We start from the raw sequence: 22,506 nt of genomic DNA, 5'->3' as shown, positions 1-22,506 counted from the left end.
TTCCGCCTTATTCGATCGAGCCGGGCTGAACCACGCCCGCAATATTTTTAATTTCCGCCCAGCGTTCGGCACTGATGCGATAGCCGGTACCAGGTCCCTGATAATCATTGATGTCGTTGACGGCGCTGACGACGTCGAACTGGCGATCCAGAATGGCCGACGTTTGCAGGTAATCACCAGTAACACGCTGTCTCAGCATATTGAGGATATTGCTGGCGATATCTTCAAAACCGCTGCAACTCAACGCGCCGACGATATCCAGCCCGGTGATATTACGCTTCATCATCTCTTCCACGGCCGCCAGATCCTCCACTACATTGCGCGCAGGCATATCTTTGCTGCCGTGAGCATAAGTAGCGGCTTCCACTTCTTCATCGCTTATCAGCGGCAGGCCCAGTTCGCGGAACACCGCCTGAATGGCGCGTGCAGCCTTATTGCGTATAGCGATGGTTTCTTCTTCAGTCACCGGACGCAGACCGCCGTCAACCATCAGATCGCGTTGCAGGATGTTGTAATCATCGAAGTCTTCAGCGTCGAAGTTCGACCCGGCAAACATGTTGTCGTAGTTGGGTACCGCGCTGTAACCAGAGAAAATAAAGTCGGTACCCGGCAGCATCTGCATCAGGGTGCGGGCAGTACGGCGAATATCGGAGTGAGAAAAGGTCTGGTCATTGGCGGAGGCCACTTCAAGGTCGAGCATTGAGGCAATCAGGTTTTCTGCCAGCACCGCGCGGATCCCCGAAGGCACAGCGCCGGTCATGCCGATACAGCTGACCGCACCGTTTTGCAGCCCCTGTACGCCCGCGCCTTTAGTGATAAAAATGCAGCGCGACTCCAGATAAAGCATCGATTTACTTTCGGAATAGCCCATCAGCGCTTCCGAGCCAGTGCCGGAGGTGTAGCGCATCTTCAGGCCACGCGACGCATAAGCCGAGGCGAGAAACGCTTTGGACCACGGCGTGTCATCACCGTCGGTAAACACCGATTCTGTGCCATACACCGACACCGTTTCGGCATAACTGGTTAGCCCACGCATGCCCAGCTCCAGCTCCGTGGCCTCTTCAACAGAACATTGCGTCAGCACACCGGGACGACCGCATTGGGAACCCACCAGCAGCGCCAGGGCGTTAAACGGCGCGTAGCGGGCGATCCCGACCGTCGTTTCCTGCTCGGAAAAGCCGCGGATCCCCGCTTCAGCAGCGTCGGCGGCAATCTGTACCGGGTTATCTTTCAGGTTGGTCACGTGGCACTGGTTGGAGGGCGTGCGTCTGGCACGCATTTTTTGCAGCGCCATCATCATCTCCACCACGTTCATTTGCGCCATCACTTCCACCGCTTTCGCCGGGGTGATGGCAGTGGTAATGGCAATAATCTCTTCCCGACTGACGTGGATATCCACCAGCATTCTGGCGATCTCCAGCGCGTCGAGCTGCATGGCGTGCTCGGCCTCAGCCACGTTAATGGCGTAGTCGGCAATGAAACGGTCGATCATGTCGAACTCGGCGCGGCTCTTACCGTCCAGCTCAACAATACGACCATTTTCCACCTTCACCGACGACGCTGGATCGTAGGGGCTTTCCATGGCGATCAGCCCCTCTTCAGGCCATTCGCCAATCAGCCCATCCTGATTTACAGGCCGCTTCGCAAGTACTTCGAATCGTTTTGATCTTCTCATGATTTATTGACTCAAAAGATAAAAAATAGGGACGCCGGGCCGCATTGCCGGGGACACAACACCCGTCATTCGCCTTTCATCAGCAATGGTCGAACTCTAAATGAGCAGAACAATAAAAAAATAAAATTAATTTCGTTCCAATTTGGTACCTAATAAAAACGCATCGTTTCATATTGAAACGCAATTCAGGAATATCCATCGTGAATTGTGACGAGGTTAAATGATCATTATCAATAAACGCAAAACCGGGAAGGTGAATTTAATATCTTTGAAATTTTCGCCCTATTGACTTAATAACGCACGGCGAGAAAATAAGGTAAAGCCAATGATAAAAATAGCTGTTGCGCGATATGTTTCGTGACCTCAGCCCTACAACATTTTCAGGAGAAACTGTGAATAAGAGCCAACAAATTGCCACCATTACGCTGGCGGCTGCAAAAAAAATGGCGCAGGCCGTTGAGGCTAAAGCGCTTGAGATCAGCGTTCCGGTGGTCTTTTCCGTGGTGGATCGCGGTGGGAATACGCTGCTAATGCAACGCATGGACGATGCGTTTGTCACCAGCTGTGATATCTCTCTTAATAAAGCGTATACCGCCTGCTGCCTGCGCCAGGGTACCCATGAAATTACCGATGCGGTACAGCCTGGTGCTTCGCTATATGGTTTGCAGCTTACCAACCAACAGCGCATTGTTATTTTCGGCGGCGGTTTACCTGTCATATTAAACGGTAAATTAATTGGTGCCGTTGGCGTTAGTGGCGGCACCGTGGAACAAGACAGATTATTAGCAGAAACCGCACTGAATTGTTTCTCTGAATTATAATTTAAATCTAAGAAGGTATATTATGAGCTATCGTATGTTTGATTACCTGGTGCCAAATGTGAACTTCTTTGGCCCCAATGCTATTTCCGTTGTCGGCGAACGCTGCAAACTGTTAGGCGGTAAAAAAGCGCTGCTGGTTACTGATAAAGGTCTGCGGGCCATTAAAGACGGCGCGGTAGATAAAACCCTCGCCCATTTACGTGAAGCGGGCATTGACGTGCTGGTTTTTGATGGCGTTGAACCTAACCCCAAAGACACCAACGTGCGTGACGGTCTGGAAGTCTTTCGCAAAGAGCATTGCGATATCATCGTTACCGTCGGTGGCGGTAGCCCGCATGACTGCGGTAAAGGCATCGGTATCGCAGCAACTCACGAAGGCGATCTCTACAGCTATGCCGGGATTGAAACCCTGACCAACCCGCTGCCGCCGATCGTTGCGGTAAATACCACTGCCGGTACCGCCAGCGAAGTCACCCGCCACTGCGTGCTGACCAATACAAAAACCAAAGTGAAGTTTGTGATTGTCAGTTGGCGCAACCTGCCGTCGGTCTCCATTAACGATCCGCTGCTGATGCTCGGCAAACCCGCCCCGCTGACCGCCGCGACGGGTATGGACGCCCTGACCCACGCCGTAGAAGCCTATATTTCCAAAGATGCCAACCCGGTCACCGACGCTGCCGCTATTCAGGCTATTCGCCTGATCGCACGCAACTTGCGTCAGGCCGTAGCGCTGGGCAGCAACCTGAAAGCTCGCGAGAACATGGCCTACGCCTCCCTGCTGGCAGGTATGGCTTTCAACAACGCCAACCTCGGCTACGTTCACGCGATGGCGCATCAACTTGGCGGTCTGTACGACATGCCGCACGGCGTGGCGAATGCCGTACTGCTGCCGCACGTGGCGCGCTATAACCTGATCGCTAACCCGGAAAAATTTGCCGACATTGCAGAGTTTATGGGCGAAAACACTGACGGACTTTCCACCATGGATGCCGCAGAACTGGCCATTCACGCCATTGCTCGTCTCTCTGCTGACATCGGCATTCCGCAGCATCTGCGCGATCTGGGTGTCAAAGAAGCCGATTTCCCGTACATGGCGGAAATGGCGCTGAAGGACGGCAACGCCTTCTCTAACCCGCGCAAAGGGAACGAGAAAGAAATTGCCGAGATCTTCCGTCAGGCATTCTGATAGTACAGGGGGCGCAATGTCACTTTCATCACCGGGCGTACATCTGTTTTATCACTCGCGCTGGCAGGATACTCGCGTGCTTGATGAGCTGTGCTGGGGACTGGAAGAGCAAGGCGTCCCTTGTCGGGCAATCTGTTGCAACGAGCATGACTGCGCACTGGCATTGAGCAAACTTGCGGCCAAAAGCTCAACGCTACGTGTCGGTCTGGGTCTTAACGCCACGGGTGATATTGCTTTAACCCACGCCCAGTTGCCCGAGGATCGGGCGCTGATCCGTGGTCATATCCGCGCCGGTGCAGCCCGGCTCCGCGTCCTCGGTGCTAATGCTGGTCAACTGGTCAAAGTGCTTCCCTTCAGCGAGATAAAATAAATGTACCGCATCTACACCCGAACCGGCGATAAAGGCACGACCGCACTGTTTGGCGGCAGCCGTATCGACAAAGACGACATCCGCGTTGAGGCCTATGGTACGGTGGATGAACTGATTTCCCAACTTGGCGTCTGCTATGCCAGCACGCGTCAGGCCGGGCTACGCCAGGATCTGCACGCCATACAGAAAATGCTGTTTGTTCTGGGTGCGGAACTCGCCAGCGATGAGAAAGGACTCGCTCGCTTACAACAGCGTATTGGTGAAGAGGATACTCAGGCGCTGGAGCAGCTTATTGACCGTAATATGGCGCAAAGCGGCCCGCTCAAAGAGTTTGTTATTCCGGGGAAAAATCTCGCATCGGCACAGCTACACGTTGCGCGAACCCTGACGCGCCGACTGGAGCGGGTCCTCATCGCGATGAGCAGATCGCTAACGTTACGCGATGAACCCAGGCGTTATATCAACCGACTGTCAGACGCGCTGTTCTCGATGGCGAGAATTGAAGAAACTAGTCCAGATGCTTGCGCTTAAACTGGCTGGCATCAATGTCGTACTGCTTCATCTTGCGCCACAAGGTAGTGCGACCGATATTCAACAGTTGCGACATCTCCTGCACGCGCCCGCTGGTGACGCGGGCAGCATGGATAATCGCCTCTTTTTCGATAGCGGTAAACGTCAGACTAGCAGGTAGCAGTGAAGACGCCGTCTCCAGACCAGGACGTTCGGCAAACAAATAATCCGGTAGATTGCTCAGCCGAATATGGCCGTTATCACTGCTGATGGCGATGTTTTCGATAATGCTGTTCAGCTCAAAGTCATTGCCCGGCCACGAATAGGCCACCAGTTGCGCCAGCGCGTCGTCGTCGATCTTCAAACTGTATGAAAAGCGTTTTTTCAGGCTATTCAGCCGCGTATAAATCAGCGAGGGAATACTACTGCGCCGCGCCCGCAGCGGTGGGATCACTATCTCAAAAGAGTGCAGCGCATAATACAGCTGACGGCTAAAGCGGTTTTGCTCCACCAGATTGGCGAGATCAACCGTGGTGGTGGCGATCACTTTGACATCCACCGGAATCAGCCGACGGGCATCCAGGCGGGTTAATACCCCCTGTTTGATCACCTGTAACAGCGCGGATTGCAGCTCCGGTGCCAGATATTCAATTTTTTCCAGAAACAGCGTGCCGCCGTTCGCCAGTTCAAGACGGCTCAACCGGCCATTTTCATCGTCGGTGGGCGCACTGCCCATAAAATCCTGCCCCAGTACGCTGTTGGCATACAGCTGACAGTTCACGGCGATATACGGCCCGCTGGCGCGCTCGCTTTCATTGTGGATGGCCTGACTCAGCAGCTCTTTACCAACACCCTCTTCCCCGCACAGCAGGATCGGGAAACTCCCCCTCGCTGCCTGGCGTCCAAAATGGATCAAGCGGCGGGTTTCCGGATCGTCAGTCGACATCTGCTCAAAGGTGTGGCTCACCTTGCCGAGCTGGCTGGTCATCAGCTGGCGCATTTGTTCCACCGGATGCAGTAGCAGAATAAAGCTGTTGCCCTGCTCCTCAACAATCGGCTTCAGGGTAATGACGGCATCAACAAACTGATGCTGGCTTTCAAAGGTAACTTCGACGTGATTCAGACCGCGGGCATGTTTGATCGCCCGGCGCAGCAGCATGGGGAGATTAAGCAGATCGTGAATGTTTTTCCCCTGACTGGCCTGCGCATCGAGATGCAAAAGCAGCGCCGCTCGTGCATTGAGGAACTGCAATACGCCCTGTTCGTTCCAGGCCATCACACCATCATCCATACTCTCCAGCAGCCCGTACATCTGGTTCAGATGGCGGTTGGATTCAGCCAGCAGGCTGTCGGTCAGCAAAGAGTTGCCGACTTCTCTGGCAATCGCCAGCGTCAGGGATAAATCAGAAACGCACTCATGCTCCACCAGACAACACAGCGAAATGGAGCCGAACAGTCGACCATGGTTATCGAAGACCGGCGTCGAGCAGAACGACCACGGATGCAGCGCCTGTTTAAAATGCTGATCGCCAGAGGTTTTTGTCGGCTGACCCGGCATCGTCGCCAGCGACAGGGCACAACTGCCAATGATGCTTTCCGCACAGTAGCTGCCGTCACGAAACCCAAGCTCCGCCAGCTGTTCTACCGTCTGCGGATCGCCGCAACGGCTGAGAATACAGGCTGATTCATCCAGAATCAGCAGCGCGCACGGGCGGCCGTCCATAAACTCCCAGGCATCTTCCAGCGCAGCCTGAGCAATCGTCAGCAACGCCGTCTTGCGACGACAAATCGACTCAAAGGTCAGCCCCTGCGCCTGATGCGGCGCCTGCCAGGTTTCCCGCTGCATAAACTTGCTGCAACGATGCCATGACTGGGCAATGACTGAAGAGACTTCCTTCCCGATGCTATGCGTGTGCGCCGTCATATCCCTTTCCGCTGTTTAACCATAGACAACCCCTCCGGCAGAAACTGTCAGAGGGGGAGAAGATGCCGGATAAAAACCTACCGACGACTGATTAACGCGCCAGCCACTGCTGTCCCAGCAGATCTGCCGTCAAGATAGCGGCATGTACGCTTTCAGGCGTTACCGGGAACGGCATATTGTGGATGGTTTCACCTTCTGCGCAGGTCGCTTTCGCCACGGCCATGATCTTGCCGTCAACGTCTTCTTTCACGCCCATTTCCGCTAACGTTACCGGCAGGCCGACTTTCTGACAGAAATTCAGCACGGTTTCGATCTCTTCCATCGGGCTGTTTTGCAGCACCAGTTGCGCCAGCGTACCAAAGGCGACTTTTTCACCGTGGTACAAATGGTGGCACTCTTCCAGAATCGTAAAGCCGTTGTGGATCGCATGCGCCCCTGCAAGACCGCTGCTTTCAAAGCCGATGCCGCTGAGGTAAGTGTTAGCTTCGACAATACGCTCCAGCGCATCGGTCACCACGCCAGCCTGCGCAGCAAAGCGTGCCTTCTCGCCTTCCGCCAGCAGGGTATCATAGCACAAGCGCGCCAGGCTCAGCGCCGCCACGGTGGACTGTCCGCCCGCCATGCTAGTCGCTCTGGCGTCATAACAGGCTTTCGCTTCAAACCAGGTCGAGAGCGCATCGCCCATCCCAGCCACCAGCAGACGTACCGGCGCTTTGGCAATGATCGCAGTGTCCATCACCACCATATCCGGGTTTTTCGGGTAGATCAGATACTCTTCAAACTCACCGGCTTCGGTATAGATAACGGACAGCGCGCTGGTTGGCGCATCGGTAGACGCGATAGTCGGGATCACCACCACCGGCAGCTTCTGGTAGTAACCAATCGCTTTGGCGGTATCCAGCGTTTTCCCGCCGCCAATACCAACCACGCCGCGACAACCGTGCTGTTTCAGAATGGCAATCAGTCGATTAATTTCAACATGGCTACATTCACCGTTAAAGCGTTCCGCATGGCAGCTAATGTCGTGGCTGTGCAGGCCGTTGAGTACTTTCTCTCCCGCCAGCTTCATCACGAAGTCATCCGCAATCACAAAAAAGCTGTCCGCCAGGTTTTTAGCGTATTGACCAAACAAGGTGGAAGCGTCAGGACCCTGGAGATATTTGGCTGGAGATTGAATAACTTTTAGCATTCCTTTCATCCTCAAATAAGTACATGTTTTTACATGGTGAGCCCTGGCGTTAACCTGTTTGGCCTGATGCAGACGGCGAAAACGGGAGGTACCGGAGCGATGCAATAACTGTATGGCGAGGCGTGCACAAAAAAATCTTTCGTCTTTTTGTTCTGATATGAAACAGATAAAAACGGAGTACGTTCCATATTGGAACGCTTATCCACAAAAATGATAAGGTTTGCGATCCCGATCCGCTCATTTGCCACCAAATCTCCGGCACAGACGAATCTCACTTTCTTTTTTACCTACTCACTTGCCAAAAAACCGGCAAAAAAAAAAGCTGACAGTGCCGTATCAGCTGCATTCATCGCGAGAGAAAAAAGTCGAGCGAGCTCGCATTGTGATCGTTCCTCGTTCTTTTCGGTTTCATTACGGAACAAAAAACAATGACAACGTTCCGTAATGAAACTCATTTTAACGTTGTTTTTTTCCGCGCTGACTTCGCCAGAATCTCTCTATCGCCTCCGTACCATGACCATGCTTCCGGGGGTTTGTCTTACACTCAACCTCAAGGAGCCGTTATGTCTCAATTCTTTTTTAATCAACGCACCCATCTCGTGAGCGACGTCATCGACGGTACGATTATCGCCAGCCCGTGGAATAACCTGGCGCGTCTGGAAAGCGATCCGGCCATTCGCATCGTGGTCCGTCGTGACCTCAACAAAAATAACGTGGCGGTAATTTCCGGCGGCGGTTCAGGGCACGAACCCGCGCACGTTGGGTTTATCGGTAAAGGTATGCTAACCGCTGCGGTTTGCGGCGACGTTTTCGCTTCCCCGAGCGTGGATGCGGTACTGACCGCCATCCAGGCGGTAACCGGTGAGGCGGGCTGTTTATTGATCGTGAAAAATTACACCGGTGACCGTCTTAATTTCGGTCTCGCCGCCGAGAAAGCCCGTCGCCTTGGTTACAACGTTGAAATGCTGATTGTTGGCGACGACATCTCTCTGCCTGATAACAAACACCCACGCGGCATTGCGGGAACCATCCTGGTGCATAAAATCGCAGGCTATTTTGCCGAACGCGGCTACAACCTCGCCACTGTCCTGCGTGAAGCGCAGTACGCGGCCAATAACACCTTCAGCCTGGGCGTTGCGCTTTCCAGCTGTCATCTGCCGCAAGAAGCCGACGCCGCCCCGCGTCATCATCCAGGCCACGCGGAACTGGGCATGGGCATTCACGGCGAACCAGGCGCATCGGTTATCGACACCCAGAACAGTGCGCAGGTGGTGAACCTGATGGTGGATAAACTGATGGCAGCCCTGCCTGAAACCGGCCGTCTGGCGGTGATGATTAACAATCTTGGCGGCGTTTCCGTTGCCGAAATGGCCATCATTACCCGCGAACTGGCCAGCAGCCCGCTGCACCCGCGTATCGACTGGCTGATTGGCCCGGCCTCACTGGTCACCGCGCTGGATATGAAAGGCTTTTCACTGACGGCCATCGTGCTGGAAGAGAGCATCGAAAAAGCGTTACTCACCGAGGTGGAAACCAGCAACTGGCCGACGCCGGTCCCGCCGCGTGAAATCAGTTGTGTACCGTCATCTCAGCGTAGCGCACGCGTGGAATTCCAGCCTTCGGCGAACACCATGGTGGCCGGGATTGTGGAACTTGTCACCACAACCCTTTCCGATCTGGAGACTCATCTTAATGCGCTGGACGCCAAAGTCGGCGATGGCGATACCGGTTCGACCTTTTCCGCTGGCGCGCGTGAAATTGCCAGTCTGTTGCATCGCCAGCAGTTGCCGCTGGATAACCTTGCCACGCTGTTCGCGCTGATTGGCGAACGTCTGACCGTAGTGATGGGTGGTTCCAGCGGTGTGCTGATGTCTATTTTCTTTACCGCTGCGGGGCAGAAACTGGAACAGGGAGCTAGCGTTGCCGAATCCCTGAATACGGGACTGGCGCAGATGAAGTTCTACGGCGGCGCAGACGAAGGCGATCGCACCATGATTGATGCGCTGCAACCAGCCCTGACTTCGCTGCTCACGCAGCCGCAAAATCTGCAGGCCGCATTCGACGCCGCGCAAGCGGGAGCCGAACGAACCTGTTTGTCGAGCAAAGCCAATGCCGGTCGCGCATCGTATCTCAGCAGCGAAAGCCTGCTCGGAAATATGGACCCCGGCGCGCACGCCGTAGCGATGGTGTTTAAAGCGCTGGCAGAGAGTGAGTTGGGATAAGCCATAAGTGCCTGATGCGCTGCGCTTATCAGGCCTACGAGTGCAAAGCTTTGTAGGCCGGATAAGGCAACGCCGACATCCGGCGGACGTTAACGATAAACGCGGATCCCGCCCTCTACGCCGCGGCTAAACAGCACCTGCCAAAGCTCAATATCTCTGGCGCGGAAAGCCCCTGCGCACGCGCATAAATAGTAATTAAACATTCTTCTGAAGGTGGCGGAATAACGTGATGACAGCTCCGGCCATGCCTGATTAAAGCGCTCATGCCAGGCCATCAGCGTTTTATCGTAATCGCTGCCGAAGTTATGCCAGTCTTCCATCACAAACCGTGATTCGCTGGCCTCGGCAATATGGGAAATCGCCGGTAAGCAGCCATTTGGGAAAATGTATTTATTGATCCACGGATCGACGCTCATCCCTTTTTTATTGCTACCAATGGTATGCAGCAGGAACAGTCCGTCTGGTTTTAAACAACGGTCGGCGATACTGAAATAGGTGTCGTAGTTTTTCGGCCCGACATGTTCAAACATCCCCACGGAGACAATGCGATCGTAGTGTTTATTAAGATCGCGATAATCCTGCAGCAGAATGTTAACGTCCAACCCTTCACAGCGCTGCTGCGCCATTTTCTGCTGCTCTTTGGAAATGGTAACGCCTTCTACTGCCACGCCATAATGACGCGCCGCATATTCCGCCAGCCCGCCCCAGCCACAACCGATATCGAGTAAACGCATACCCGGTTTAAGCTGCAACTTCTCGCAGATCATTTTTAATTTGGCATTTTGCGCATCGTTTAATGTGGTTGCATCTTTCCAGTAACCGCAGGAATATTGCATATGCGGATCAAGCATCAGCGCAAAGAGATCGTTACCAATATCATAATGTTCTTTACCGACGATCCATGCACGGCTACGTGACTGCAAATTAAACAGGCGCGCGCTGGCAATGCGTAAAATATCTTTCAGATTACCTGGCATCTGCTGGTCGAGTTTTGCTTTCAGGATTTTGCAGAACAGAATATCGAGCCGTTCGCAGTCCCACCAGCCTTCCATATAGCTTTCGCCAAGCCCTAATGAGCCTTGCTGCAATACTCGTTTAAAGAAACCGGTATGATGAAGTTGAATGTCCCAGGCGCGTGAGCCATTAATTCTGATATCCGCTTGTGAAAGCAGCTCTTTTCCCATTCGGGTCCAGTTATCATTTGTTTCATTGACGATGACAGCATCTGAACAAAGCGAGTTCATGGTATTTACCAAAAGTGGGCTAAAAATTATTACGCAAGATTATTATGGAAAAAAGAGTGTATGTATTATGATCCGCGGACAAGATCTATCGAGCAGCGGACACATCATCGGGAGTATTGACGATTCATTTATGGAAACTCTGGCGCAAAAACAGTGGAACTCCTTCCCGGATAACTCCATGACCGAACTGCCGCAGGACGTATTCTTTCGCTCTTATGTCCTGGAAGCCAACCACCATGTACCGCAGCATTCACACTCTTTTATGCAATTTCATTTCGCCCGCAAAGGCAGCATGCGCATTGATGTTGCTGGTAAGTGCTGGATAATCCCGGCGCATTATGGCATCTGGATCCCAAATAATACTGAGCATGCAGTTTGGGCATTGGATGATGTGTATTTAGAAAATCTGGATATTAAACCGGGCTTTCTTGAAGAGAGCATCAATGAATGCAAAGTTGTGGCTATCAGTGATTTCGCCAGAGAGTTTATTCATTACGCCACGAATTCAATTTCAGGTCATTATGATAGCCAGTCAAAAGAGGGCAAACTGGTTAGCGTACTGGTCGATATTATTCTGCAACTCCCGGAAGTCGCCTTTGTATTACCCTGGCCGCAGGATCGCGAATTAACCAAAGTATGCCGAACCATACAAGAATCCCCCGCCCTGGAGCATTCAGTTGAATACTGGGCGCATCATCTGGGTATGTCTGCCCGTACCTTTTCACGCCATTTCAAAAAAGAAACCGGATTGCCTTTCAGCGTCTGGAAGCAAAAAATGCGTATTCTGGAATCCGTATTAATGCTGAAAAAAAATAAAAGCGTGACCGCCGTGGCGCTCGACGTAGGATATTCAAGCACCGCGGCATTTAGCTATGCCTTCCGCCAGGCGTTTGGCGTTCCGCCATCTAATTATTAATCTGCCGCTTTACGCTGATGCCAGTAGGCTGCCGCACGCACCCGTTGAGGGTCAAACGCCTCGGTTTCAAAGCGAGCACTCAGGTTTTTTACCACCTTGCCTTCGCCAGTAATCCAGACGTAATAATCATCTGCGGGCACAGTTAGTCGCGATAAGCGTTCATTCACCGCCTGCGCGTCATGGCCGATAAACCACTCAATAGTAAACCTGTCGAGATGGGCAAGATAATCCTGGTACGCCGCATCCTGCACGCTGACCAGCGCCGTGACGTTTGGACGTACCGCTAAACGGCTGAGCGACTCCAGGCGTCGGCGTAGCGCGGGCATTCCCGACTCATCGCACACATAAACCTGATACGCATAATCCTCTGGCACCACCAAAGAACCGCGCGGCCCGCCGATTGTCAGCTTGTCGCCCTCGCGGGCATTCATCGCCCATGTACTCGCCACGCCGCCATCATGAATATAGAAATCCAGCGCCAGCTCATGGCGCGCTTCGTCATACAACGGCGTGTAGTCACGGGAAAGCGGACGCACACCGTCAGCCCAGACAATGCCTTCATCGGTGACGACAGGCGGCACAAAGTGGCTGCCCGGTTCAGGGAAAAAGACCTTGGTATGGTCGTCAAAGCCGTGTGAGCTAAAACCGTCCAGAGCGTCACCGCCCAGTACAATGCGCTGAAAGCCCGCGCTAATACGCTCTACGCGCAGGACGGTAAGTTCCCTAAAACGCAGTTCATTGCGAACGCGCTGCGGGTAGCGTGAGGTGTTTTTTGTCATGTTTTCGCCTTCGTGAAATAATAAGATATATCTAAATTCATTTTTAAATGATAATGATTGCTAATCAAGAAGATTGCAAGCACTTTTTTGATATAGTCACCGTCTGATTAAGTAGCTATCAAAAACCAATAAAAACACTAATTAATCATAGGCTTAAACAACATATAATTTGTAGACTTGCAAAATAATAGTTTTTAGATATAAATTAGATATATCTAAATAACATCAGGAGACGATGATGCAAAACCATCATGAAGGTTGCTGCAAAAATACAGAGCACCAACACGAAGGCTGCTGCAAGGGTGAAGGACATCACCACGAAGGCCGCCGCAACGAGCACCATGCAGGCTGCTGCAAAGGTGAAGAACATCGCCATGAAGGCTGTAACAAAGATCACCACCACGAGCACGGCTGCGGGCACCGCCATGGTCGCGGCGGCGGTGGTCGTCGCCAACGCTTCTTCGGTCACGGAGAATTACGCCTGGTCATTCTGGATATCTTGACCCGCGACGCCAGCCACGGCTATGAGCTGATAAAAGCGATTGAAACCCTGACTCAGGGTAACTATACCCCGAGCCCGGGTGTTATCTATCCGACGCTGGATTTCTTGCAGGATCAGGCACTGATCACCATCAGCGACGAGGAAGGTGGGCGTAAACAGATTGCGATCACGACTCAGGGCCAGCAATGGCTGGATGAAAACCGTGAACATCTGGGCCATATCCACGAACGGATCAAAGCCCGCTGCGTGGGTTTTGAATTACGCAAAAATCCACAGATGAAACGCGCGCTGGAAAACTTCAAAGCCGTGCTGGATCTACGCGTTAATCATGGTGATACCAGCGATGCGCAGATCAAAAAAATCATTGGTATTATCGATCGCGCTGCGCTGGATATTACTCAGCTGGATTAACCTGCACAGCAGGCGGAACCCGTTTGCCCGACGTTCCGCCTGTATTATTAGTATTAATGCAACACCGTGACCGCATCTTCCAGACGACCCGCGCGATGTTTCACCATTGCGGAAATCTGCGCACTCTCTTCAACCAGTTCGGCGTTTTTCTGCGTAATGTTGCTCAGCTCATTCACCGCGCGGGTCAGGCTGGAAAGACCATCCGACTGTTCCAGCGTTGAGTGGCTGATTTGGGCGATCAGCTGAGTGACGTTTTGCACCTGCGCCACAATATCGTCCATCGTGCGTCCTGCGGCGTGAACCTGGTCGGATCCGGACTGCACTTTGTCGGCGCTGGCATCAATCAGCTTGCGGATATCATTGGCAGCACTGGCGCTGCGGCTGGCAAGATGACGCACTTCTCCCGCCACCACGGCGAACCCTTTCCCCTGCTCGCCCGCCCGCGCGGCTTCAACAGCGGCGTTCAAAGCCAGAATGTTGGTCTGGAAGGCAATATCGTTAATCAGCGTGGTAATGGTGCCGATCCGCTGGGTGCTGTTGGCGATATCGTCCATGGTTTTGATGACGGTATCCATCGCCTCACCGCCGTGCGTTGCCGCGCTGCTGGCGGCAATAGAGAGCTTATCAGCCGCCGCGGCGGTCTCTGAGTTTTGTTTTACCGATGCCGCCATCTGATTCATGGTGGTCACCGTTTCCTGCACGTTCTCAACGGTCTGCTGCGTATGCTTATTTAAATTATCGCTACCTTTTGCCAGCGTTTCGCTGTCGCTGCGCACGCAACTCACCTGGCTGGAGACATCATGAATAAGCCAGCGACACATTAATCCCAGTTGGCCCACTGCTCGCAGCATCAGTCCCAGTTCATCGCTGCGGTTAAGATGCGACACGCTGTTCCGCTCACCGGTCGCCACTTTCAGCGCCTGACGGGTGACATTCTCAATAGGACGCACAATCTGCCATTCGAAAATAGACGTTCCTAAAAGCATCACCAATGCACTCATCAACAGTAACGGCCATTCAGCACCCATTTGCTGCAATGCGACCGCTAGCAGGACAAACATGAATGCCATCACGCTGCGTACCCGCCAGCGAATCGGCATCGCCGGCAGTTTACCCAGCCAGCCTTTGCGTACCACCAACCCCTTATGGATACGCCGGTTGCAACGTCCTTCGTTCAGCGCTTTATATAAAGGCTCTACCGCTGCAATTTCCTCGTCAGTTGCCCGGGTACGAATCGACATATACCCGGTCACGCGTCCTTCCCGCACCATCGGCACCGCATTGGCCCTCACCCAGTAGTGATCGCCATTCTTACGCCGGTTTTTCACAATCCCGCTCCATGGCTCGCCCTGCTTCAGGGTGTACCACATATCCGCAAACGCCGCTTTTGGCATGTCCGGATGACGAACCAGATTGTGCGGCTTTTCGAGCAACTCATTCAGTTGATAGCCGCTGACCTGAACGAAGGTGTCGTTCGCATGGGTGATATAGCTTTGCAAATCGGTGGTCGACATGAGGGTGATATCATCATCCAGCGGTGTATTTTGCTGACTAACGTAGGGATGAGAAGACATGATTGCGTCCTGTGCAGGTTATCTGGTTGTTAACTCTTTCGGCTTATGTTATTTCGGCGATAATTTTTTTATCTTTAGTTGTTAAATTTGATTTAGATCGCAATTTGCGATTAAACCTCAAAAACTGTACGCATTCTAATCCATTGATTTAAAATACTTTCATCCAGTAACTATTCAATATCACTTCTACCAGCGCACAGTCACAGTGCAAATATTGCCCATTTTTAGAGCAAATTTGCGTTTATTCGATCTGTTTTCAGGCTCCTGAGTTGGACAAAATGCCAGCGAATGTTAAATAATGGCATTAAATGTTGCGTAAATAAGATGTTTCCTGGTGTTTATCCCGATTTTTGCTAAGCGCGCCGGAATGGCGCAATCCCTGCAATACTTAAATCAGTATCATGTGATACGCGAGCTCCGGGAGCATATTTTGAACAGGTTACCTTCCAGCGCATCGGCCCTGGCCTGCAGCGCACACGCACTGAATCTCATCGAAAAGCGCACGCTTGATCATGAGGAAATGAAATCGTTAAACCGAGAGGTGATTGAGTACTTCAAGGAGCATGTCAATCCGGGGTTCTTAGAGTATCGAAAATCTGTAACTGCAGGCGGGGATTACGGAGCCGTAGAGTGGCAAGCGGGAAGCCTGAATACGCTTGTCGACACCCAGGGGCAGGAGTTCGTCGATTGCCTGGGTGGTTTTGGAATTTTCAACGTGGGGCACCGTAATCCAGTCGTGGTTTCCGCCGTACAGAATCAACTCGCGAAACAACCTCTGCACAGCCAGGAGTTACTTGACCCTCTGCGGGCCATGCTGGCAAAAACTCTCGCCGCACTGGCGCCCGGTAAACTGAAATACAGTTTTTTCTGTAACAGCGGGACCGAGTCGGTTGAAGCCGCCCTGAAGCTGGCGAAAGCGTATCAATCACCGCGCGGTAAATTTACGTTTATTGCCACCAGCGGCGCATTCCACGGTAAATCATTGGGCGCGCTGTCCGCCACGGCTAAATCTACCTTCCGCAAACCCTTTATGCCGCTGCTGCCGGGCTTCCGTCATGTGCCGTTTGGCGATGTTAACGCGATGCGCACCATGCTCAGCGAGTGTAAAAAGACCGGTGACGATGTCGCAGCCGTGATCCTCGAACCCATCCAGGGTGAAGGGGGGGTGATCCTGCCGCCACAAGGCTATTTAACCGCTGTTCGTAAACTTTGCGATGAGTTCGGCGCACTGATGATCCTTGACGAAGTGCAGACCGGGATGGGGCGTACCGGCAAGATGTTCGCCTGTGAGCACGAAAATGTGCAGCCCGACATTATGTGTCTGGCCAAAGCGTTGGGCGGCGGCGTAATGCCCATTGGCGCAACCATTGCCACCGAAGAGGTGTTCTCCGTCCTGTTCGACAATCCTTTCCTGCATACCACCACGTTTGGCGGCAACCCGCTCGCTTGTGCGGCTGCGCTGGCCACCATTAACGTCCTGCTGGAGCAAAATTTACCGGCTCAGGCGGAGCAGAAAGGCGACATGTTGCTGGATGGTTTCCGTCAGCTTGCGCGGGAATACCCGGACCTGGTACATGATGTACGCGGCAAAGGCATGCTGATGGCGATTGAGTTTGTCGATAATGAAATCGGCTATAACTTTGCCAGTGAGATGTTCCGCCAGCGGGTGCTGGTCGCTGGGACGCTGAACAATGCCAAGACGATCCGCATCGAACCGCCGCTAACGTTAACGATCGAGCAATGCGATCTGGTGTTGCGATCAACACGCAAAGCCCTGGCAGCATTACGGGTGAGCGTGGAGCAGATGTAACAGATGTCTGTCCGGCCTGCGTGAGCAAACGTAGGCCGGATAAGGCGTAGCCGCCATCCGGCATCAGCACCATTTAAACAATCCGCACGCCTGCAGGCATCACCCGTTCTGGCGTTAACAGCACGCTTTCGCTGCCATCGTCCGTCTCAGCGCACAGCAGCATACATTCTGATGTTTCACCGCGCATTTTGGCCTTTTGCAGATTACACAGCACCACCACCGTTTTCCCCATCAGCTCCTCTTCGCTGTAATAAGGCACCAGGCTGGTCACGGTTTGCAGCGTACGTTCTCCCACATCAACCTGTACGATATACAGCTTATCGGCATTGTCATGGCGCTTAACCTGTGCGATTTTTCCAACACGTATTTCCATGCGGGCAAAATCAGCAAATGCGACAGTATCCATTGTTTTCTCCTTGGTAAAATTTTACTAAATACTAGCAAATTATTTTCTGGGCATTGTTCTCAAAAGCGGGAAAATGACGTACCCATCACACTCTGCAAGCCCAGCTTTACCCCGAACATGTCAATTAAACGTGCTTTTTTTACTGAAAACAGATGAATAGATAAGCACTTCATTTACAATGCGCAGGTAACTCAGGGAAAAGGCAAACATGGCAACACTTAAAGACATCGCAATCGAAGCTGGCGTGTCCCTGGCGACAGTGTCCCGGGTTTTAAACGATGACCCCACGCTGAATGTAAAAGAAGAGACCAAGCATCGCATTCTGGAGATCGCGGAAAAGCTGGAGTACAAAACCAGCAGCGCCCGTAAGAACCAGACCAGCGCACTCGGCCCCCAGCATATTCTGGCGCTCTACAGCTATCAGCAGGATTTGGAAATCAACGATCCTTACTATCTCGCGATCCGCCATGGGATTGAAACCCAGTGCGAGAAGCTGGGGATTGAACTGACCAACTGCTATGAGCACAGTGGGTTGCCGGAGAGCAAAAACATTACCGGCATTCTTATTGTCGGCAAGCCTTCTCCTGCGCTGCGCGAGGCGGCAACAGCGCTTACCGACAACATCTGCTTTATCGATTTTCATGAACCCGGCAGCGAATATGACGCTGTCGATATCGATCTGGCCCGCATCAGTAAAGAGAGCATCGACTACTTCATCGCCCAGGGCGTGACCCGCATTGGCTTCATCGGCGGCGAAGATCAGCCTGGCAAGGCTGATATCCGCGAAGCCGCGTTTGTCGAATACGGTCGCCTGCAGCAGGTCGTTTCAGAACAGGATATTTATCGCGGTGGCTTCTCCAGTTCATCAGGCTATGAACTGGCCAAAAAAATGCTGGCGAAAGCCGACTATCCCAGCGCCCTGTTTGTGGCTTCTGACTCGATTGCTATTGGCGTTCTGCGCGCCATTCACGAGCGTGGACTGAACATTCCGCAGGATATTTCGCTGATTAGCGTTAATGATATCCCGACGGCGCGCTTCACCTTTCCTCCGCTTTCCACCGTACGCATCCATTCAGAAATGATGGGCAGTCAGGGCGTCAATCTGCTGTTTGAGAAAGCCCGCGACGGGCGTGCACTTCCCCTGCTGGTTTTTGTTCCCAGCAAGCTGAAACTGCGCGGTACCACCCGCTAAAATTCCCCGTTAATCCGTCCGGTTTCTGCTGAAGCCGGGCGCGCATTGTCATGCATTCTTTTCTGCGCCCGAATTATTTTCGTGATCCAGTTAAAGTAAATCACCTCACTCGCTATATTTTAGTAAAACTTTTACTAAAATCACCATCAATTACACTTACTCACCATTAAAATGAATGGTTCCGATTTTTCTCCACCGGGAGGCCTTATGAATCGCTGGGAAAACATTCAGCTCACCCACGAAAATCGACTGGCGCCACGCGCATATTTTTTCTCTTACGACTCCGTTGCGCAGGCTCGCTCGTTTGCCCGCGAAACCAGCAGCCTCTTTCAGTTGCTGAGCGGTCAGTGGAATTTCCAGTTCTTTGAGCATCCGCTGCAGGTGCCGGAAGCCTTTACATCGCAGTTTATGAGCGACTGGGGCAACATCACCGTCCCCGGTATGTGGCAGATGGAAGGGCACGGCAAGCTGCAGTATACCGACGAAGGTTTTCCTTTCCCGATTGATGTCCCCTACGTGCCGACCAATAACCCCACCGGAGCCTACCAGCGTATTTTCTCTCTCAGCGAAGGCTGGCAGGGTAAACAGACGCTGATTAAATTTGATGGCGTAGAAACCTACTTCGAAGTTTACGTGAATGGTCAGTACGTTGGCTTCAGCAAAGGCAGTCGCCTGACGGCCGAGTTTGATATCAGCGCGGTGGTGAAAACCGGTGACAACCTGCTGTGCGTTCGCGTCATGCAATGGGCTGATTCCACCTACGTTGAAGACCAGGATATGTGGTGGTCGGCGGGAATTTTCCGCGACGTCTATCTGGTCGGCAAACAGGCGACCCATATCCAGGATTTTACCGTTCGTACCGATTTCGATGATGACTATCGCGATGCCACCCTCTCCTGCGACATCGTGCTGGAAAACATCGCCTCCACGCCAACGATGGCATCGCTCGAATACACTTTGTTTGACGGTGAGCAGGCACTGCATAGCGGTGTGATTAACGCTCTGACAGTGGATAAACTCACCCGCACCGCGTTCAATTTCAAGGTCAGCGCACCACAGCAGTGGTCAGCGGAATCGCCGTATCTCTATCATCTGGTGATGACCCTGAGAGATGCCAGCGGCAACATCCTTGAGGTTGTGCCGCAGCGCGTCGGATTCCGCGATATCAACGTTCGCAACGGTCTGTTTTACATCAATAACCGCTATGTCATGCTGCATGGCGTCAACCGTCATGATAACGATCATCTCAAGGGTCGGGCGGTCGGTATGGATCGCGTGGAAAAAGATCTGCTGTTAATGAAGCAGCACAACATCAACTCCGTACGCACCGCCCATTACCCGAACGATCCACGTTTCTATGAATTGTGCGATATCTACGGTTTGTTCGTCATGGCCGAAACCGACGTTGAATCTCACGGCTTCGCTAATATCGGCGATATCAGCCGGATCACCGACGATCCGCTGTGGGAAAATGTCTACGTTGAGCGCATCGTACGCCACGTCCACGCGCAGAAAAACCACCCGTCGATCGTCATCTGGTCGCTCGGCAATGAATCCGGCTACGGCTGTAATATTCGCGCCATGTACCACGCGGCAAAAGCGCTGGATGACACGCGTCTGATCCACTACGAAGAAGATCGTGACGCCGAAGTGGTGGATATCATTTCCACCATGTACACCCGCGTACCGTTGATGAATGAGTTTGGTGAATACCCACATCCTAAACCGCGCATCATCTGCGAATATGCTCACGCAATGGGCAACGGCCCCGGCGGGCTAACGGAATATCAGAACGTCTTCTATCAGCATGATTGCATTCAGGGACACTATGTCTGGGAGTGGTGCGATCACGGGATTCAGGCCAAAGATGAAGACGGTAACGTCTGGTACAACTATGGCGGTGACTACGGCGACTACCCGAACAACTACAACTTCTGCCTTGATGGCCTGATTTATTCCGATCAAACCCCAGGCCCGGGTCTGCAAGAGTACAAGCAGGTAATTGCACCAGTGAAAGTGCGCGCGCAGGATCTGGCTCGCGGCGAACTGCGGGTAGAAAACAAACTGTGGTTCACCACGCTTGACGACTACACCTTGCATATTGAGGTTCGCGCCGAAGGAGATACGCTCTCTGCTCAGCAGATAAAACTGCGCGACGTTCCTCCCAACAGCGATACGCTGCTGCAATGCACGCTGCCGGAGCTGGATGCGCGCGAGGCGTTCCTCAACGTCACCGTGACGAAAGATTCCCGCACGTTATACAGCGAAGCCGGGCATCACATCGCGACTTATCAGTTCCCGCTGAAGGCCAGAACGGCGACTGCCGTACCGTTCAGTCTGCAAAACGCCACCCCTTTGACGCTGGAAGAGAACCGCCAGAGCTGCACCGTTCGCGGTTATAACTTCCATCTGACGTTCTCAAAGCTGACCGGTAAACCCATTAGCTGGAACGTCAATGGTGAAGAGCTGATTACCCGCGAGCCGAAGATTAATTTCTTCAAACCAACCATAGATAACCACAAGCAAGAGTTCGAAGGCCTCTGGCAGCCAAATCATATACAGATAATGCAGGAGCATCTGCGCGACTTTACCTTTGAGCAAACCGAAGATGCGCTGCTCATCACCAGCCAAACGATTATCGCCCCGCCGGTATTTGATTTCGGTATGCGCTGCACCTATCGCTGGCGGATTGCCGCAGACGGTCAGTTGAATGTGGAGCTTTCCGGCCAGCCTTACGGCGAGTACCGGGACATTATTCCGTGCATCGGCTTCACGATGGGCATCAGCGGTGATTTGGGACAGGTGGCCTGGTACGGACGTGGTCCTGGTGAAAACTATGCCGATAGTCAGCAGGCCAACATCATCGACATTTGGCGCAGCAGCGTGGATGAGATGTTCGAGAATTACCCGTTCCCGCAAAACAACGGCAATCGTCAGGACGTACGTTGGGCAACGCTAACCAATCGTCACGGTAACGGTCTGCTAGTGACTCCGCAGCGCCCTGTCAATCTGAGCGCCTGGCGCTATACGCCAGAAAATATCTTTGCCGCACAGCACTGTAATGAGCTGCAGCACAGCGATGACATCACCCTCAATCTGGACCATCAGCTACTGGGCTTAGGTTCTAACTCGTGGGGAAGCGAGGTACTTGATTCCTGGCGCGTCTGGTTTACGTCATTCAGCTACGGCTTCACGTTGTTGCCGGTTTCCGGCAGTGAGTCTGGCGCTCAAACCACCGCCAACCGTGCCTTTGGCACCGGGTTCTTTTCCACGAATATGCACAGCGAGAATACAAAATGAGGATCATCGACAACTTAGAGCAGTTCCAGCAACGCTATGCTTCGGGTCGGAAATGGCAACGCTGCGTCGAGGCCATTGAAAATATTGACAATATTCAGCCAGGCGTCGCTCACTCTATCGGTGATTCTCTGAGCTACCGTGTAGAGACGGACTCTGCAACCGATGCGCTGTTTACCGGCCATCGTCGTTATTTTGAGATCCATTACTACCTGCAAGGACAGCAAAAAATAGAGTATGCCGCCAAAGAGGATCTCCAGGTGGTTGAATATTATCGCGATGAAACCGACCGCGAATATTTGAAAGGCTGCGGAAAAACCGTAGAAGTGCACGAAGGACAAATGGTTATTTGTGACAACCATGAAGCCTATCGTTTTATCTGTAATAGCGTAGTGAAGAAAGTCGTACTCAAAGTCACCATCGAAGATGGTTATTTTCATAATAAATAAAAAACACAGGCGGCGCCGACGTTGCGCCG

The 22,506-nt window shown here is 52.7% G+C and carries 18 protein-coding genes; 11 read left to right on the top strand and 7 right to left on the bottom strand.

The window, feature by feature from the left end; genetic code table 11:
* Positions 1 to 7: 7 nt before the first annotated feature.
* The gene (locus GUC46_RS03145; protein ID WP_003841447.1) at positions 8 to 1,675 is read right to left on the bottom strand and encodes a propanediol/glycerol family dehydratase large subunit; all 1,668 of its coding nucleotides are present in this window, start codon (positions 1,673 to 1,675) and stop codon (positions 8 to 10) included.
* A 392-nt stretch (positions 1,676 to 2,067) separates the two neighbouring features.
* Between GUC46_RS03145 and GUC46_RS03140 the strand changes: the two genes are divergently transcribed.
* From GUC46_RS03140 to GUC46_RS03125, 4 genes are read left to right on the top strand one after another with little or no spacing between them, the layout of a single operon-like run.
* A complete protein-coding gene (locus tag GUC46_RS03140; RefSeq protein ID WP_003024730.1) occupies positions 2,068 to 2,496 on the top strand; it encodes a heme-binding protein in 429 nt (142 codons plus the stop codon).
* A 22-nt stretch (positions 2,497 to 2,518) separates the two neighbouring features.
* Positions 2,519 to 3,682 carry a 1,3-propanediol dehydrogenase gene (gene dhaT / locus GUC46_RS03135; protein ID WP_160179737.1) on the top strand — a complete coding sequence of 388 codons (1,164 nt, stop codon included), beginning with the start codon at positions 2,519 to 2,521 and terminating at the stop codon, positions 3,680 to 3,682.
* Positions 3,683 to 3,698: 16 nt separating this feature from the next.
* On the top strand, positions 3,699 to 4,052 hold the full coding sequence (locus GUC46_RS03130) for a glycerol dehydratase reactivase beta/small subunit family protein (protein WP_003846238.1): 354 nt from the start codon (positions 3,699 to 3,701) through the stop codon (positions 4,050 to 4,052).
* On the top strand, positions 4,053 to 4,583 hold the full coding sequence (locus GUC46_RS03125) for a cob(I)yrinic acid a,c-diamide adenosyltransferase (protein WP_003841452.1): 531 nt from the start codon (positions 4,053 to 4,055) through the stop codon (positions 4,581 to 4,583).
* On the opposite strand, the gene dhaR is transcribed toward GUC46_RS03125, so the two are convergent.
* Both dhaR and GUC46_RS03115 read right to left on the bottom strand, forming a co-directional pair.
* Positions 4,561 to 6,486, bottom strand: a complete 1,926-nt coding sequence (gene dhaR / locus GUC46_RS03120) for a dihydroxyacetone kinase operon transcriptional regulator DhaR (protein WP_048218674.1) — start codon at positions 6,484 to 6,486, stop codon at positions 4,561 to 4,563. The two genes, GUC46_RS03125 and dhaR, sit on opposite strands and share 23 nt — an antisense overlap.
* Before the next feature lie 91 nt (positions 6,487 to 6,577).
* The gene (locus GUC46_RS03115) at positions 6,578 to 7,675 is read right to left on the bottom strand and encodes a glycerol dehydrogenase (RefSeq protein WP_003024745.1); all 1,098 of its coding nucleotides are present in this window, start codon (positions 7,673 to 7,675) and stop codon (positions 6,578 to 6,580) included.
* 563 nt (positions 7,676 to 8,238) lie between these two features.
* On the opposite strand from GUC46_RS03115, the gene GUC46_RS03110 reads away from it, so the two are divergent.
* The gene (locus tag GUC46_RS03110) at positions 8,239 to 9,897 is read left to right on the top strand and encodes a glycerone kinase (protein WP_130715100.1); all 1,659 of its coding nucleotides are present in this window, start codon (positions 8,239 to 8,241) and stop codon (positions 9,895 to 9,897) included.
* Positions 9,898 to 9,986: 89 nt separating this feature from the next.
* Here GUC46_RS03110 and cfa read toward each other — a convergent pair whose 3' ends face one another.
* Positions 9,987 to 11,141 (bottom strand): cyclopropane fatty acyl phospholipid synthase, encoded by a 1,155-nt coding sequence (gene cfa / locus GUC46_RS03105; RefSeq protein ID WP_003846231.1) that lies wholly within the window; start codon positions 11,139 to 11,141, stop codon positions 9,987 to 9,989.
* A gap of 67 nt (positions 11,142 to 11,208) precedes the next feature.
* Here cfa and GUC46_RS03100 point away from each other — a divergent pair, with 67 nt between their 5' ends.
* The gene (locus tag GUC46_RS03100) at positions 11,209 to 12,057 is read left to right on the top strand and encodes an AraC family transcriptional regulator (RefSeq protein WP_003024755.1); all 849 of its coding nucleotides are present in this window, start codon (positions 11,209 to 11,211) and stop codon (positions 12,055 to 12,057) included.
* Here the strand turns inward: GUC46_RS03100 and GUC46_RS03095 are convergent.
* Positions 12,054 to 12,836 carry a siderophore-interacting protein gene (locus GUC46_RS03095; RefSeq protein ID WP_103848566.1) on the bottom strand — a complete coding sequence of 261 codons (783 nt, stop codon included), beginning with the start codon at positions 12,834 to 12,836 and terminating at the stop codon, positions 12,054 to 12,056. The two genes, GUC46_RS03100 and GUC46_RS03095, sit on opposite strands and share 4 nt — an antisense overlap.
* A gap of 238 nt (positions 12,837 to 13,074) precedes the next feature.
* Here GUC46_RS03095 and GUC46_RS03090 point away from each other — a divergent pair, with 238 nt between their 5' ends.
* Positions 13,075 to 13,749 (top strand): PadR family transcriptional regulator, encoded by a 675-nt coding sequence (locus tag GUC46_RS03090; RefSeq protein WP_130715098.1) that lies wholly within the window; start codon positions 13,075 to 13,077, stop codon positions 13,747 to 13,749.
* A 53-nt stretch (positions 13,750 to 13,802) separates the two neighbouring features.
* Here the strand turns inward: GUC46_RS03090 and GUC46_RS03085 are convergent, their stop codons facing one another.
* Positions 13,803 to 15,323 (bottom strand): PAS domain-containing methyl-accepting chemotaxis protein, encoded by a 1,521-nt coding sequence (locus GUC46_RS03085; protein WP_160179734.1) that lies wholly within the window; start codon positions 15,321 to 15,323, stop codon positions 13,803 to 13,805.
* A 430-nt stretch (positions 15,324 to 15,753) separates the two neighbouring features.
* Here GUC46_RS03085 and ygjG point away from each other — a divergent pair, with 430 nt between their 5' ends.
* Positions 15,754 to 17,133, top strand: coding sequence for a putrescine aminotransferase (gene ygjG, locus GUC46_RS03080; RefSeq protein ID WP_168150126.1), 1,380 nt, complete (start codon positions 15,754 to 15,756; stop codon positions 17,131 to 17,133).
* 73 nt (positions 17,134 to 17,206) lie between these two features.
* Here the strand turns inward: ygjG and GUC46_RS03075 are convergent, their stop codons facing one another.
* Positions 17,207 to 17,539, bottom strand: coding sequence for a tRNA-binding protein (locus GUC46_RS03075; RefSeq protein ID WP_003024768.1), 333 nt, complete (start codon positions 17,537 to 17,539; stop codon positions 17,207 to 17,209).
* Between the two features lie 208 nt (positions 17,540 to 17,747).
* On the opposite strand from GUC46_RS03075, the gene ebgR reads away from it, so the two are divergent.
* From ebgR to GUC46_RS03060, 3 genes are all read left to right on the top strand, one after another.
* The gene (gene ebgR, locus GUC46_RS03070; RefSeq protein ID WP_003024771.1) at positions 17,748 to 18,731 is read left to right on the top strand and encodes a transcriptional regulator EbgR; all 984 of its coding nucleotides are present in this window, start codon (positions 17,748 to 17,750) and stop codon (positions 18,729 to 18,731) included.
* Between the two features lie 207 nt (positions 18,732 to 18,938).
* Positions 18,939 to 22,031 carry a beta-galactosidase subunit alpha gene (ebgA, locus tag GUC46_RS03065; RefSeq protein WP_160179732.1) on the top strand — a complete coding sequence of 1,031 codons (3,093 nt, stop codon included), beginning with the start codon at positions 18,939 to 18,941 and terminating at the stop codon, positions 22,029 to 22,031.
* Complete coding sequence (locus GUC46_RS03060; RefSeq protein WP_003024776.1) at positions 22,028 to 22,477, top strand: beta-galactosidase subunit beta; 450 nt, start codon at positions 22,028 to 22,030, stop codon at positions 22,475 to 22,477. Before ebgA ends, GUC46_RS03060 begins: the two co-directional genes overlap by 4 nt.
* Positions 22,478 to 22,506: the final 29 nt, after the last annotated feature.

It is taken from the genome of Citrobacter sp. LUTT5 (assembly GCF_009905315.1).
In the GTDB taxonomy this organism is placed as follows: domain Bacteria; phylum Pseudomonadota; class Gammaproteobacteria; order Enterobacterales; family Enterobacteriaceae; genus Citrobacter; species Citrobacter freundii.
Note: the sequence above shows the minus strand (reverse complement) of the source record. Positions and strands in the feature narration are given on the sequence as shown.

Bases quoted from the DNA above. Each gene is read 5' to 3' on its own strand.
- GUC46_RS03125 (WP_003841452.1), top strand. From the start codon at position 4,053: ATGTACCGCATCTACACCCGAACCGGCGATAAAGGCACGACCGCACTG.
- GUC46_RS03115 (WP_003024745.1), bottom strand. From the start codon at position 7,675: ATGCTAAAAGTTATTCAATCTCCAGCCAAATATCTCCAGGGTCCTGAC.
- dhaT (WP_160179737.1), top strand. From the start codon at position 2,519: ATGAGCTATCGTATGTTTGATTACCTGGTGCCAAATGTGAACTTCTTT.
- GUC46_RS03130 (WP_003846238.1), top strand. From the start codon at position 3,699: ATGTCACTTTCATCACCGGGCGTACATCTGTTTTATCACTCGCGCTGG.
- cfa (WP_003846231.1), bottom strand. From the start codon at position 11,141: ATGAACTCGCTTTGTTCAGATGCTGTCATCGTCAATGAAACAAATGAT.
- GUC46_RS03090 (WP_130715098.1), top strand. From the start codon at position 13,075: ATGCAAAACCATCATGAAGGTTGCTGCAAAAATACAGAGCACCAACAC.
- GUC46_RS03085 (WP_160179734.1), bottom strand. From the start codon at position 15,323: ATGTCTTCTCATCCCTACGTTAGTCAGCAAAATACACCGCTGGATGAT.
- GUC46_RS03100 (WP_003024755.1), top strand. From the start codon at position 11,209: ATGATCCGCGGACAAGATCTATCGAGCAGCGGACACATCATCGGGAGT.
- ebgA (WP_160179732.1), top strand. From the start codon at position 18,939: ATGAATCGCTGGGAAAACATTCAGCTCACCCACGAAAATCGACTGGCG.
- ebgR (WP_003024771.1), top strand. From the start codon at position 17,748: ATGGCAACACTTAAAGACATCGCAATCGAAGCTGGCGTGTCCCTGGCG.
- dhaR (WP_048218674.1), bottom strand. From the start codon at position 6,486: ATGACGGCGCACACGCATAGCATCGGGAAGGAAGTCTCTTCAGTCATT.
- GUC46_RS03145 (WP_003841447.1), bottom strand. From the start codon at position 1,675: ATGAGAAGATCAAAACGATTCGAAGTACTTGCGAAGCGGCCTGTAAAT.
- GUC46_RS03110 (WP_130715100.1), top strand. From the start codon at position 8,239: ATGTCTCAATTCTTTTTTAATCAACGCACCCATCTCGTGAGCGACGTC.
- GUC46_RS03095 (WP_103848566.1), bottom strand. From the start codon at position 12,836: ATGACAAAAAACACCTCACGCTACCCGCAGCGCGTTCGCAATGAACTG.
- GUC46_RS03075 (WP_003024768.1), bottom strand. From the start codon at position 17,539: ATGGATACTGTCGCATTTGCTGATTTTGCCCGCATGGAAATACGTGTT.
- GUC46_RS03060 (WP_003024776.1), top strand. From the start codon at position 22,028: ATGAGGATCATCGACAACTTAGAGCAGTTCCAGCAACGCTATGCTTCG.